The organism is Roseburia sp. OM04-10BH, from assembly GCF_003462605.1.
GTDB lineage: Bacteria > Bacillota > Clostridia > Lachnospirales > Lachnospiraceae > Roseburia_C > Roseburia_C amylophila.
This window is the reverse complement of the sequence record NZ_QTZI01000011.1, coordinates 23,924-36,119: the sequence shown is the minus strand read 5'-3', so window position 1 is coordinate 36,119 and position 12,196 is coordinate 23,924. Positions and strand designations below refer to the sequence as shown.

15 protein-coding genes and 2 pseudogenes are annotated in these 12,196 nt (G+C 36.9%); 3 read left to right on the top strand and 14 right to left on the bottom strand.

What is annotated here, in order from left to right; translation table 11 throughout:
* The 9 genes and pseudogenes from DXB43_RS11550 to DXB43_RS11510 all read right to left on the bottom strand — a co-directional run.
* Positions 1–216: pseudogene (locus DXB43_RS11550) on the bottom strand (hypothetical protein); the annotation flags it as partial.
* Positions 217–482: 266 nt separating this feature from the next.
* Entirely contained in the window at positions 483–797 is a 315-nt protein-coding gene (locus DXB43_RS11545; RefSeq protein ID WP_242986319.1) for an XRE family transcriptional regulator, read from the bottom strand.
* A 250-nt stretch (positions 798–1,047) separates the two neighbouring features.
* Positions 1,048–1,269, bottom strand: coding sequence for a hypothetical protein (locus DXB43_RS11540; RefSeq protein ID WP_242986320.1), 222 nt, complete (start codon positions 1,267–1,269; stop codon positions 1,048–1,050).
* Positions 1,256–1,504 (bottom strand): hypothetical protein, encoded by a 249-nt coding sequence (locus DXB43_RS11535; RefSeq protein WP_117840915.1) that lies wholly within the window; start codon positions 1,502–1,504, stop codon positions 1,256–1,258. The genes DXB43_RS11540 and DXB43_RS11535 overlap by 14 nt, the downstream gene beginning before the upstream one ends.
* 4 nt (positions 1,505–1,508) lie before the next feature.
* Positions 1,509–2,066, bottom strand: coding sequence for a hypothetical protein (locus DXB43_RS11530; RefSeq protein WP_227700582.1), 558 nt, complete (start codon positions 2,064–2,066; stop codon positions 1,509–1,511).
* Positions 2,067–2,540: 474 nt separating this feature from the next.
* A pseudogene (locus DXB43_RS11525) lies at positions 2,541–3,428 on the bottom strand (type IV secretory system conjugative DNA transfer family protein); the annotation flags it as partial.
* A 105-nt stretch (positions 3,429–3,533) separates the two neighbouring features.
* The gene (locus tag DXB43_RS11520; protein WP_242986327.1) at positions 3,534–3,806 is read right to left on the bottom strand and encodes a hypothetical protein; all 273 of its coding nucleotides are present in this window, start codon (positions 3,804–3,806) and stop codon (positions 3,534–3,536) included.
* A gap of 448 nt (positions 3,807–4,254) precedes the next feature.
* Positions 4,255–4,566, bottom strand: a complete 312-nt coding sequence (locus DXB43_RS11515; protein WP_117699360.1) for a type II toxin-antitoxin system RelE/ParE family toxin — start codon at positions 4,564–4,566, stop codon at positions 4,255–4,257.
* Positions 4,556–4,816 (bottom strand): type II toxin-antitoxin system Phd/YefM family antitoxin, encoded by a 261-nt coding sequence (locus DXB43_RS11510; RefSeq protein WP_117699361.1) that lies wholly within the window; start codon positions 4,814–4,816, stop codon positions 4,556–4,558. Before DXB43_RS11510 ends, DXB43_RS11515 begins: the two co-directional genes overlap by 11 nt.
* Positions 4,817–5,116: 300 nt before the next feature.
* On the opposite strand from DXB43_RS11510, the gene DXB43_RS11505 reads away from it, so the two are divergent.
* From DXB43_RS11505 to DXB43_RS11495, 3 genes are all read left to right on the top strand, one after another.
* Positions 5,117–5,698 carry a methyltransferase family protein gene (locus DXB43_RS11505; RefSeq protein WP_117947622.1) on the top strand — a complete coding sequence of 194 codons (582 nt, stop codon included), beginning with the start codon at positions 5,117–5,119 and terminating at the stop codon, positions 5,696–5,698.
* A 140-nt stretch (positions 5,699–5,838) separates the two neighbouring features.
* The gene (locus DXB43_RS11500) at positions 5,839–6,339 is read left to right on the top strand and encodes a helix-turn-helix domain-containing protein (RefSeq protein ID WP_199535093.1); all 501 of its coding nucleotides are present in this window, start codon (positions 5,839–5,841) and stop codon (positions 6,337–6,339) included.
* A gap of 60 nt (positions 6,340–6,399) precedes the next feature.
* A complete protein-coding gene (locus tag DXB43_RS11495; RefSeq protein WP_117840906.1) occupies positions 6,400–6,843 on the top strand; it encodes a GNAT family N-acetyltransferase in 444 nt (147 codons plus the stop codon).
* Between the two features lie 477 nt (positions 6,844–7,320).
* Here the strand turns inward: DXB43_RS11495 and prfA are convergent, their stop codons facing one another.
* The 5 genes from prfA to rho all read right to left on the bottom strand — a co-directional run bounded on the left by prfA (position 7,321) and on the right by rho (position 12,054).
* Complete coding sequence (gene prfA / locus DXB43_RS11490) at positions 7,321–8,394, bottom strand: peptide chain release factor 1 (RefSeq protein WP_117947620.1); 1,074 nt, start codon at positions 8,392–8,394, stop codon at positions 7,321–7,323.
* 1 nt (position 8,395) lies between these two features.
* The gene (prmC, locus tag DXB43_RS11485) at positions 8,396–9,226 is read right to left on the bottom strand and encodes a peptide chain release factor N(5)-glutamine methyltransferase (protein ID WP_117947619.1); all 831 of its coding nucleotides are present in this window, start codon (positions 9,224–9,226) and stop codon (positions 8,396–8,398) included.
* Between the two features lie 18 nt (positions 9,227–9,244).
* Positions 9,245–10,165, bottom strand: a complete 921-nt coding sequence (locus tag DXB43_RS11480) for a DUF1385 domain-containing protein (protein ID WP_022243128.1) — start codon at positions 10,163–10,165, stop codon at positions 9,245–9,247.
* An 80-nt stretch (positions 10,166–10,245) separates the two neighbouring features.
* Positions 10,246–10,446, bottom strand: coding sequence for a 50S ribosomal protein L31 (gene rpmE, locus DXB43_RS11475; protein ID WP_022243129.1), 201 nt, complete (start codon positions 10,444–10,446; stop codon positions 10,246–10,248).
* 129 nt (positions 10,447–10,575) lie between these two features.
* The gene (rho, locus tag DXB43_RS11470) at positions 10,576–12,054 is read right to left on the bottom strand and encodes a transcription termination factor Rho (protein WP_117699010.1); all 1,479 of its coding nucleotides are present in this window, start codon (positions 12,052–12,054) and stop codon (positions 10,576–10,578) included.
* Positions 12,055–12,196: the final 142 nt, after the last annotated feature.

Here is a 12,196-nt window from a genome sequence, read left to right as displayed (position 1 = left end):
TTCTTTCCCTTCATAACTACCATTTGGGATTGTTTTCTTAAATGCAACTCCAATCGGCAAAATCCCCCTTATTATTCCCTGCCGAATAAACTGCTGGTCTTTTCCCATTAGTTTAGCAACTTCTATAATAGGAACATTCTTACCTGAAAACTCTGGAAGAATATAATAGATTTTATTATTAAACTTATTAGTTTGCTCCTGTGTTTCCTGTTCCATATGTGCTCACCTCATCTATATATTCTACTTCTTCAAATAGTATTTCCAATTGAATTTCTCCCTTTTTACAAAAGTGTGTCTGATGCATACTAACTCATTTTTATTCGCTTTCCCACACTTTTATTCATTTTCTATTCATTTCTTACTAATGGGTATTCTTTTTTACTCTAAGTTGTCGTGCAATTTATTAAATTTGAATTTTGAAAAAGCCAGCACCTTGAATGGACTGGCTCTTTCAATGTCTCCTGTAATTGACAAACTTGAATTTATCGCTTCTTATAGGTAATTACGATTCCAATAACAGAAGCAATGAAAGCAAATGGCGCTAATCTCACAAAGACAAATTCAAATCCATGTAATATTGTTCCTGCAACTGCAAATTCCGGGTTATTATAATCCCACCCTAGATAAGAACTTTTCATAATCGCAAGAGCAATAAAAACAAGCACTATAAACGCACATAGCGAGATAAATATCCAACGGATCGTTTTTACTTTGACCATGTTTCTCTTTGCCAACTGTAAATTAATTACCTCTAATTTTTCAGAGATTGCTTTTAGGTCATCTGTCATTGACTCCATTACAGTTTCTCCAAGCAATACACTTACAGAAGTATCCAATTCATCTGCTAATGTAATCAGCATATCCGAATCTGGAACTGATAAACCTGCTCGTGTCAACCCTAGACCAAAAAAAATTTAATTTTTTTGTACCCTCAAATATCACTTTCCATTATACCTGCTATTGCAGTATATTGAAAGCAATATTTATGCCTGCATAAGAAAGGAGTGCCACATTTTCTCGGCACTCCACACTCTTTAAACATCCATCTTACCTGAAAAATGGATCATCTGTATTCCATACAATCTCTATATTGTCCTCTCCATTGATAATCACTTTTTTGATTACCTTCTGGATTTTCTCTCTGTCAAAAGATTCCATATTGATGATACTTTCTAACTGTGTCTCAAACTTACTGGAAGAATTATCTTCTGGCGGTATTTCTGTTTTAAGCTGTTCAATTTCCTGATGCAATTCATCAATCTTCTCCATGGTAAAAAGAGTCTTCTCTTGGTAGTACACCAAATAAATCACTTATATCCTCTTCTGTCAATCCCATCTCTTCCAACTGTACTACTATGCTTTCCATCCCATCAAATAGAACTCCCAACTGTTGCTCAGTTATTGTGGACGAACCTGAAGCCATTGCGGTATAACTTTGAGAAAGTACCAGACTGACCGCAAGCACAATTGAACACATAAATTTTACAATCTTTGTTTTTGCCATACTTTTATCCTCCCATGTTTTGATTCAGTTTTTCTTGATTCCAATAAAAACTTAATTTTACTAGCAAGCCTTTTCTTTCCACATCTATAGTTGCATAAAGTTCATCACCTCCATAAACATAAAGCTCATCATCAACCGATTTCCATACAACATTTATATCACTTAAATTGTAAGCTCTAAATATAAATACATTTTCTTCCACAATTTGTTTTGATATTATTTCTATGTCTTCTGTATTTTTTACATAATACTCTAGTATAAAATCACCATTATGCTTATAGTCATCTTCCGCATAAATAACATTACCCTCAAAATAATTTTTTTTGCCCAAATACAATTCTAAGGAGTTCATTCCATAATCAAATGTATGATCCACCCCTGATGCCGAACCCATCATTGTACACAATATTCCAAAAAATACCACCCAAAATCCATAGATAAAATAAAATTTTTTCTTTTTGCATTTTTTATCTCTATATCTGCCAAAGCACATTACATGCGTTATCTGATGTGCGAAGAAGAACGTTAAAAATAATGATAGCGCTAAATAGTAAACTTTCAAATTGTTCTCACCTCTCATCATGCATAATATATTCATTTAGTTATTCATATATTTCTCTGTATAAAAACCATAATAATTATTATACAAAAAAATTTAATTCTAATGTTGAAAAATATTGTTTACTTTTTTTTGCTTCTATTTGTAAATGACAAAATAATTTTGTACACAATAATATAAACTAAAATCAATATATAGTATCGTGAATCACGAACTGTTCCAATAGCAATAAAAAATATAGTAGTCAATATAATTAGTATTGAAAAAACAGTAAAAATAATTTTTTTCATAAATATCTCCTATCGAAATTGTAACCCTTAATTGCATAAAAACGTTATACAACAATTAATGTGTTCATTCTACTTATTCTTTAAATTTAGTTGTACGCTTTACTTACCTAAAATATCAACGAATTTAACATCATTTTCATTTACATAGACACAGTATAACATAATTCCTGTGCCTATGCGATATCATTTAATGCTTATTCCGATATGAACTCATCTTCTCCACAGTTACCTCCGCATAAAAGTAAGTAAGAATCGTTGCCTTCGGAACTCCTGCAGCAAGTGCTTTCTTCACCTCTTCCTTCTGCTCCGGTGTATATGACCAGTGTAGCATTCTGTTTGTGATGGTATCCTCCCACTTAGGCTTTTCCCTCTCAGGATTCCTTACAGGCTTAGCTCCAGTACTTCCATTAGACGCATTGGCACTTTCTGCAGCATCAGACTTCTGCGATTCATCGACATACTCAAGCTCATTTGCTTGCTCCCTGTCAATCTTTGCCTTCTGCTCTGCTTCATCCTGCATTGAGAATCTTCTGCTTAATTCCGCATCACCAAGCATCATAAACTGCTCATAGGTAAGAGAATCTATATACACATTCTCGCCCTTATCCTTCAGTTTTTCATAATACTTAACTGCCTTATCTGACAGAATCTCAAATGGTGGACCGATAAGATTATCTGCTCCCATTATCTGATGAACATAAGGCTCTCCCTTGCCATCTGCTGTCTGGTTAAACATCGGATGATTGAATGGTATGAACTTATTGTCCATGATAGGAACAAAACCACGGATAAAGATAATACACTTTTTGTTATCCAGCTTTCTGACCTCATCGGGTGTAAACAGTTCTCTTCCTAATACATCATAGTTTCTTGAAGAGCTTCCCTGTCTGCCCTTTGTCTCCCCGCTTGACTTCTTATCAATCGTCCCTTTGCACAAAAGCTCCGAGACATACTTGTGTGTACTCTGCTCATTGCCTCCAAGATAAATGAAAGTATCGCAGTTGCCGGGAATTGTCTCCCAGGTATCTTTGAAAAGTGCCTTTAACTGGGCAAAGTTCTGAATGATGATGCGTGACTTATACAAATGCTGTCGCATTTAAGGTTATGCCGGATACGGCATTATGTTCGTAACAATGGGACTTTTTTACAGCCCCTCTGCACTATGTTAAATATTACAATTTCAATCCAAAGAAGTTATGATTATATCATTTTCAACATCTGTATGCAGTATCTTATTCCGAATAGTTCTGGCTGCTTCAAGCACCTTCGATATCAGTAGTACAAGTTCCGTAATCGCCATATTAAGTATCAATGCTAATCGTTGTGGTTTGTTTCCATACAGTTCAATCGACCTTTTTATCGGTTCTGTGATATGTTCCCTTTTTTTCTGTAAAATCTCATCCATAGGAACATCACTTATGATTGCTCTGTCAACCTCCCGATTCCAGTCCATCCGCAGTTTATTATCCTGCTCAATCTGTTCAGTTTTGGGATTATTTTTTCCAATCTTCTTGGTAGCAAGATATGGACCATTACGATCAAATACTGTAGCTCTTCATTGGTGAGTGCCATGGCATGAACCTCCTTGCATAAACAAAATTCATACCCTTAAATGCACCCTATGAATATAAAAAGGCTTCCCAGATTATCTGGAAAGCCTTATGGTATTGTATTTGAATTTGGAATACTTGATTTTCTAATTGCATACGCAATTCGTGAAATGTATAATTATACTGTTGATACATCAGACACACAAATGTAAATAGGGACTTGAATTTTATTTATACGGAACTAACAGACCTGTCATTTTTATTAGTTGCAATATCTTCCATTACTAAATTTTACTTTGCAGTATTTCTATTATACTAAATTTAATTTGTAGGATGAATACAACACATTTTTTATAATTTACTTTGATAATTCTCTAACTGATGAAAAATACCAACTACATTTACAACATCCGCTCTCACATCAAAAACGATAATATAATTCATCTGTGACACAACTGCCTCACGATATCCTCTTTTAGCAAGATATGCATCTCTGCACTCTGCGAACTGAAATGGATTAACCTCTAGCCTGTCACAGATAGTATCTATACTATCCAACAGATGCTTTGCTGCCTGTTCATTCCTTAAGCAATAAATTAAATGATACACAAGATTATCAAGCAGTTCATTCGCATGTTCAGTAACATTTATTTTATATGCCATACTTCGCCCTCATTTCTCTAAGCGCAGTTCTGGCATCCTTTACCTGTCCTTCCTCTATTTGCTTTTCAGATATTTCAATATCTCTGTACATAGCAATCTGTCTCATGGTTGACTCATAAGTCTCCATGCTCATAATTACCATATCTCCATATCCATTTTTCGTAATATAAATTGGTTCCTCTGCTTTATGACACATATCAGATATCTCTGATGTATTCTTCAAATCTTTAATTGGAATTATTTGTGGCATAATGTACACCTCCTATTCATGGTCTAATTATACCATAATTATGTCTTTTTTCAATTTAATTATCACGTAAAGTGAAATTTTTAATTTTTAATTTCTATGTCCCTATTTACATTTGTGTGTCTGATGTATCAACAGTATAATTATACATTTCACGAATTGCGTAAGCAATTAGAAAATCAAGTAGTCCAAATTCCATAAAATGAAATTTTAGGGCAAATTACAGACATTGGCTTGGCTGTAGTATTTTTTAACAACGTGTGTTAGACTACTGTTATACAAATCGGAATTTGGAGGTACACGATGATAATAAAAATTGTTACAATTTCACTGATGGCAGTGTTCTACATCTGCTATTTTGCAAAGCTGATTAGTCAGAAAAAGCAAGGCATAAAGACAGATCAATTAGGAAAAGGAAAAGAGGGATTTGTCAAATTTATAGAAGTGGCTCTTAAAATAATCACATATTTGCTTCCTGTAATACAGATTATCAGTATTGTGTTTTATTCGGGAACAGCACATATTGTGTTGCAATTTACAGGAGTTGTAATAACAATGTTCGGTGTACTTGCTTTTATTGTTTCTGTTACACAGATGAAGGAGAATTGGAGAGCAGGTGTGCAAAAAGAAGAAAGGACCATTTTGGTAACAGCGGGCATCTATTCTATTAGCAGAAATCCTGCATTTTTGGGTTTTGATTTAATGTATATAGGAATATTGTTTTCGTTCTTTAATTGGTTCCTTTGCTTTGCCACAGGTTTTGCAGTGGTATTTTTTCATTTGCAGATAGTCAATGTAGAGGAAGATTTTTTGATAGAAGCATTCGGAAATGAGTACCTGCAATACAAATTAAAAGTATGCCGATATTTAGGAAGAAAAAGATAACTTGAAGTTCTTGGGGCTAAAGCCAATATAAATAATACTAGACAGATTTGTCCAATAGCGTAAATACGGCATTTTCTCGCTTTGTGTCGTGTTATGTTTAGTAGAATAATATTACTCTGTCAATGAAAGGAGGAAACAGTATGGATCAGAAAAAGATTGGACGTTTTTTAAAAGAGCTTAGGAAAGAAAAGAATATTACACAGGAACAGCTTGCTGAAAAGATAAAAGTTTCAGGCCGAACGGTTTCTAGATGGGAAACAGGTTCTAATATGCCTGATATTAGTTTGTTGGCTGAATTGGCTGATTTTTATGATGTTAGTATACCTGAAATCATTGATGGAGAAAGAAAAAGCGAGAATATGAATGAAGAAATAAAAGAAACAGTATTGAAATTATCTGATTATACAGAGACAATTAATCAAAAAATTAAAGGAAAGTTATTTGTACTTACGGTTATTGCAATAATAGGAACGATTGCGTTTGTGATTATTGAATTTACAGGACTAGATACACCTGGAAGTGTCTATGAAAGAGTAGCAAGTGCAGGTCTTGGGTTAGATTGTGGTATGTTAATAGTCCTTGCAATGTATCTTTCTGGACTTTTAGGAAAGATTAAGGCAAGACGAGAAATGAAACGATAGTACAACTGTAAATAAAAAGTCTGATAGACCGTAAAATTCTAGTTTGACGGAGTAATAGATATGAAAATCCGAGAAGTGAATGAGAATAAAAAGCAATTTATAGCATTATTGTTATTAGCTGATGAGCAGGAAAATATGATTGATCACTATCTTGAAAAAGGTACTATGTATGTACTTGAAGATGGTAATGTAAAAGCTGAATGTGTCGTTACTGATGAAGATAATGGAATACTTGAAATTAAAAATATTGCAGTTGATCCTCAGAATCAAGGACAGGGCTATGGGAAAGCATTGATTGACTTCCTTGTAAGTAAATATTCAGATGAATATTCTATTTTGCAGGTTGGAACAGGTGACAGCCCGTTGACCGTACCGTTTTATGAAAAATGCGGATTTGTCCGATCTCACAATATTCCGAATTTCTTTACGGACAATTATGACCACCCAATTTATGAGTGTGGTGTACAGTTAATAGATATGGTATATTTGCAAAGATGTTTATAACTTCCAGTTTGTCAATTACAGGTGACATTGAAAGAGTCAGCCCATTCAAGATGCTGGCTCTTTCAAAAATTCCATTCTAATAAATTGCACGACAACTTAAAGTAAAAATGAATACCCATTAGTAAGAAGTGAATAGAAAAATGAATAAAAGAGTGGTGTTTCGTATAATTATGAGTTAGTATGCATCAGACACACTTTTGTAAAAAGGGAGATTTCTATTTACTCTTCCATTCTTGTTTTTCTTATAGACTCTAATACTTGACTCTCCAAAGTATCCTAATACCCACAACAAAGAATGTACCTTGGCACATTCTCGCACCTGCGGCGGTCGCTTGCGACATCTACCTTATACGCCGCAGTGCGCATCCTCGCGAAGCGTTTTTTACTTTACAGGAAAGCAATTTCCTGTAAAGCAAGAAAAAAGCAATCCTTTGACCTAACCAAAAGACCGCTTTTCTTGATTCTTACTAATTCATATTAATTCTCATTCATCTTTGCCAATTTTGCTGCCTGGTCTGCTGCAATCAGCGCATCTAAGATTTCCTGGATATCACCATTCATAATCTTGTCCAGTTTGTAAAGGGTAAGATTGATTCTGTGGTCGGTTACACGTCCCTGTGGGAAGTTGTAAGTACGAATCTTCTCAGAACGGTCACCGGTACCAATCTGGCTTCTTCTGGCTTCTGCTTCTGCATCATGAGCCTTCTGGCATTCCATGTCGTATAATTTGGCACGTAAAAGTGCAAATGCTTTCTCTTTATTCTGCAGCTGTGATTTTTCTGTCTGGCTGTAGATTACAATTCCGGTTGGATAATGAGTCAGACGAACTGCAGAGTCTGTAGTATTGACACACTGTCCACCGTTTCCGGATGCACGCATAACGTCGATTCGGATATCCTTTTCATCAATCTGGACATCTACTTCTTCTGCTTCCGGCATTACTGCTACTGTAATAGTAGAAGTATGGATACGTCCACCGGACTCTGTCTCAGGTACACGCTGTACACGATGTACACCAGATTCATATTTCATAACAGAGTAAGCGCCCTGTCCAGTAATCATGAAAGTAACACTCTTCATTCCACCGATTCCGATTTCTTCGCATTCCATCGTCTCAACTTTCCAGCGTCTGCTCTCTGCATAATGGACATACATACGATAAATCTCAGCTGCAAATAAAGCAGCTTCATCTCCGCCGGCACCGGCACGGATTTCCACAATGACATTCTTATCATCATTCGGATCCTTTGGAAGAAGAAGAATTTTCAGTTTCTGCTCTAATTCTTCTACTCTTGCCTTGGAATCATTTAATTCCTCTTTGGCAAGTTCTTTCATCTCTTCATCTGTTTCTTCGTCCAGCATAGCAAGAGAATCTTCAATATTCTGCTTACACTGTTTATATTCTTTATAAGCTTCCACGATAGGAGTTAAATCGCTCTGCTCCTTCATCAGCTTACGAAAACGCTCCGGATTATTTGCCACATCCGGTTCACTTAACTCACTCATCAACTCTTCATAACGAATCAATAAATCCTCTAAACGATCAAACATTTTAATTTCCTTTCCCTTTTACCACACGGTCATTTCGTGCAAGGTCTTTGATTACTTCAACTTCTGTAAATCCAGAGTTACGCATCAGCTCAGAGACTGCTTCTCCCTGGTCATAACCAATTTCCATGTAAACATATCCGCCAGGATTCAAATAATCCTTTACCTGTCCGGCAATCTTCCGATAAAAATCAAGACCATCCGCTCCGCCATCCAATGCGTTTTCCGGCTCAAAATCCCGTACCTCCGGCATCAGTGACAGAATCTCTCCTGTCGGTATATAAGGCGGATTCGCCATGATTACATCAAAAGTCTCGGTAATATTATCAAATAAATCACTGCGTATCCAGTCCGCATCCACTTCATGCATCTTTGCATTTTCTTTCGCTACCAGCAATGCAGTTTTCGAAATATCACTTCCAACACCGGTAAGTTCCGGTGCATTTTTCAACACACTAATCAATACACAACCAGACCCTGTACAAAGGTCTAATACTTTCATCCCCGGCTTTACAATCTTCAATACCTGCTCCACTAAAGTCTCGGTATCCTGCCGCGGTATCAGAACATTGGAATTTACTTTGAATCGAAGCCCCATAAATTCCTGTTCTCCAATAATATACTGTAACGGAATATGTTCGGCGCGTTTTTGTACTGCAATCTCATATTCCTTCTGAGCATCCTGTGTAATATCTTCTTCCCCGTGAACGTAGTAGTAACTGCGCTCAATCTTGCATACCATCTGTAAAAGATACCATGCATCCAGTGCGGCATCCGGCACTCCTGCATCTGTAAGACACTTTGTACCAAATTCCACTGCCTCTCTATAAGTCATATATTACGCCCTTTTCTTTTACATTTCGCTCAAATATTTTTTCCAGTCAAATACTGCTTCCACGGAAGCAATACCAACCTCAATCATAGAATCGTCCGGTTCTCTTGTAGTGAGCTTCTGTAACCATAATCCTGGTTTACTTAAGAAATTCACTACCGGATTATCACTTTTTCCGGCAAGCCGGATAAATTCATATGACACACCAGCAATCACCGGTATCAGCAGCAAACGAAGCACTACCTTCAAAATCCGGCTCTTTACATCAATAAATGCAAAGAAAATAATACTGATAATCATTACAAACAGGAGAAAACTTGTACCACACCGCTTATGCAGTCTGGAACTCTTTCTCACGTTTTCTACATTCAGCTCCATTCCATGTTCAATGCAGTTAATGCATTTGTGCTCTGCTCCATGATACATGAATACACGCTGGATATCCTTCATTAAGGAAATTGAAGCAATATATGCCAAAAAAATCATCATTCGGATGACACCTTCAATCAGCGCCAGTGCCACATGGGATGTAATAAATTTCTGAAAAATCAAAGAAAGATAATATGGCAGAATCATAAAGATTCCAATGGCAAGTACAAAGGAAAATGCAACAGTAATACCCATTTCTGCTTTTTCTTTTTTTGCTGCTGCCTCTTTTGATAATTCTTTCTTTTTTGCTTTGGTATCTTCCTCATCCTCTTCAAAGAAAGATGCGGAATATGTAAGCGTTGATATTCCAAGTGTCAAAGACTCCACAAAACTTAACACTCCACGTAAAATTGGAATGTTCCGCAATGTCTTGTTTTTAATCAGTCCATAATACTCTTTGGTATCAACGGTAATCTCTCCATCCGGCTTCCGGACTGCCACGGCGTACTTTTCCTTATTTTTCATCATTACGCCTTCTAAAACTGCCTGTCCACCGATTCCCGAATATTTCATGTGTGACCTCTCTTCCTGTTTCTAAAAAAAGGTTGAGATTAGAAACCTCAACCTTATCTTTCAGTCACATTGTGCAATTTCTATTTCATGCCGTATTTCTTATTGAACTGCTCAATACGTCCACGAGCCTGGTTAGCTTTCTGCTGTCCAGTATAGAATGGATGGCATTTGGAACAAATTTCAACGTGAATATCCTCTTTGGTTGAACCAGTTACGAATGTGTTACCACAGTTACATGTAACTGTTGCCTGATAATAATCTGGATGGATTCCTTCTCTCATGTCTCTCACCTCTCATATATGAATTGCTTCGCAATTACGACATTTGTCTAATTTAAGTGCGATACTGTTTAGTTTCCGAATAAACAGCTTATTTATTGTAGCATAGGAAAAGCTGTTATGCAAGTGTTTTTAAACAAATTTTGTCTTTTTTACAGTCTGGATATATTCCCGGTTGTTTTTCGTCCGGACAAACATATTCAAGATGCTCTCAACCGCTTCATCGGTACGCATGCCATTGATTGCCTTACGCATAATAAATACAGCCTCCTGCTCTTCCTGTGTCAGTAAGAGGTCTTCTCTTCTTGTACCGGATTTTACAATGTCAATTGCAGGGAATACACGTTTCTCAGATAACTTACGGTCAAGCACCAGTTCCATGTTACCGGTTCCCTTAAATTCCTCGTAAACAACATCATCCATCTTGCTTCCGGTATCTACCAGTGCTGTTGCAAGAATCGTAAGGCTTCCGCCCTCACGCATATTACGTGCTGCACCAAAGAAACGCTTCGGCATATGGAGGGCTGCCGGGTCAAGACCACCGGATAAGGTTCTTCCACTTGGCGGAACTGTAAGGTTATATGCTCTTGCAAGTCTTGTAATACTGTCTAAGAGAATCATAACATCCTTCTTATGTTCTACCAGACGTTTTGCCCTCTCAATTACCATCTCGGATACTCTCTTATGATGCTCCGGCAATTCGTCAAAGGTAGAATAAATAACTTCTACATTTGGTCCTTCAATTGCTTCCTTAATATCGGTAACTTCCTCCGGCCGCTCATCAATTAATAAGATAATCAGATGCATCTCCGGGTTATTCTGCTTTACTGCCTGTGCCACACCTTTTAATAATGTAGTCTTACCTGCTTTTGGTGGGGAAACAATCATTCCACGCTGTCCCTTACCAATCGGAGATACTAAATCTACAATTCGCATTGCCATTGCACTATGGCTTGTCTCAAGCCGGATTCTCTCATCCGGAAAGATCGGAGTTAAATCTTCAAAATTCTTCCGCTTTACAGCCTCTGACGGATGCAGGTCATTAATAGAAGTAATGTATAATAATGCAGAGAATTTTTCAGCCTGTGTCTTAATTCTGGTATTTCCGGTCACAATATCTCCGGTTTTCAGATTGAACTTACGAATCTGGGATGGAGAAACATAAACATCATGCTCTCCCGGCAGATAATTTTCACAACGGATAAATCCGAATCCATCCGGCATAACTTCAAGAATTCCATGTGCCTTCACACCGCTGTCTAAGTCCTTGTTTTCTTCTGCCACACGCTCCGTTTCATCTTTTTCCGAAATATGCTCATCCGGTGTATGTCTTACTGTGCTTCGACGCATCTCGCCCTCATGTCCCCTCGCTGCATTTTCCCGGTGCGGACGTTCTGCGCGATAGGTTCTGGTTTCTGCTACCTGCTCCGTAGTTTCTGTTGTACCTTCTGCTTCTTTCTTTGCTTCCTGCACCTTTGCTTCCTTTTCATCTTCCGCCAGCATAGCTTCTACTAATTCAGCTTTCTTTAAGGTAGAAATTCCTTTCATTCCCCTTGCTTTCGCCAGTTCACGCAACACTGCTGCAGAAAGACTTTCATACTTCTCTCTCATTCTATTCTCCTTACCTCTTGCTTATTTGATTATCTGCTAAATAATTGGGATTTCTTTTTGAAATAAAAATAATTGGAACGTAAGATTCGTCTTTTCGTATTATACAACAGTTTCTTTCAAATAGGAAGTCCTTTTTCTTGCT

Excerpts from the sequence above, each read along its gene's own strand:
- prfA (WP_117947620.1), bottom strand. The coding sequence starts at position 8,394 with ATGTTTGATCGTTTAGAGGATTTATTGATTCGTTATGAAGAGTTGATG.
- DXB43_RS11505 (WP_117947622.1), top strand. The coding sequence starts at position 5,117 with ATGATAATAAAAATTGTTACAATTTCACTGATGGCAGTGTTCTACATC.
- DXB43_RS11480 (WP_022243128.1), bottom strand. The coding sequence starts at position 10,165 with ATGAAATATTCGGGAATCGGTGGACAGGCAGTTTTAGAAGGCGTAATG.
- DXB43_RS11540 (WP_242986320.1), bottom strand. The coding sequence starts at position 1,269 with ATGGAGAAGATTGATGAATTGCATCAGGAAATTGAACAGCTTAAAACA.
- DXB43_RS11545 (WP_242986319.1), bottom strand. The coding sequence starts at position 797 with ATGGAGTCAATGACAGATGACCTAAAAGCAATCTCTGAAAAATTAGAG.
- DXB43_RS11500 (WP_199535093.1), top strand. The coding sequence starts at position 5,839 with ATGGATCAGAAAAAGATTGGACGTTTTTTAAAAGAGCTTAGGAAAGAA.
- DXB43_RS11520 (WP_242986327.1), bottom strand. The coding sequence starts at position 3,806 with ATGGACTGGAATCGGGAGGTTGACAGAGCAATCATAAGTGATGTTCCT.
- rho (WP_117699010.1), bottom strand. The coding sequence starts at position 12,054 with ATGAGAGAGAAGTATGAAAGTCTTTCTGCAGCAGTGTTGCGTGAACTG.
- DXB43_RS11515 (WP_117699360.1), bottom strand. The coding sequence starts at position 4,566 with ATGGCATATAAAATAAATGTTACTGAACATGCGAATGAACTGCTTGAT.
- DXB43_RS11495 (WP_117840906.1), top strand. The coding sequence starts at position 6,400 with ATGAAAATCCGAGAAGTGAATGAGAATAAAAAGCAATTTATAGCATTA.
- DXB43_RS11535 (WP_117840915.1), bottom strand. The coding sequence starts at position 1,504 with ATGGCAAAAACAAAGATTGTAAAATTTATGTGTTCAATTGTGCTTGCG.
- prmC (WP_117947619.1), bottom strand. The coding sequence starts at position 9,226 with ATGACTTATAGAGAGGCAGTGGAATTTGGTACAAAGTGTCTTACAGAT.
- DXB43_RS11510 (WP_117699361.1), bottom strand. The coding sequence starts at position 4,816 with ATGCCACAAATAATTCCAATTAAAGATTTGAAGAATACATCAGAGATA.
- rpmE (WP_022243129.1), bottom strand. The coding sequence starts at position 10,446 with ATGAGAGAAGGAATCCATCCAGATTATTATCAGGCAACAGTTACATGT.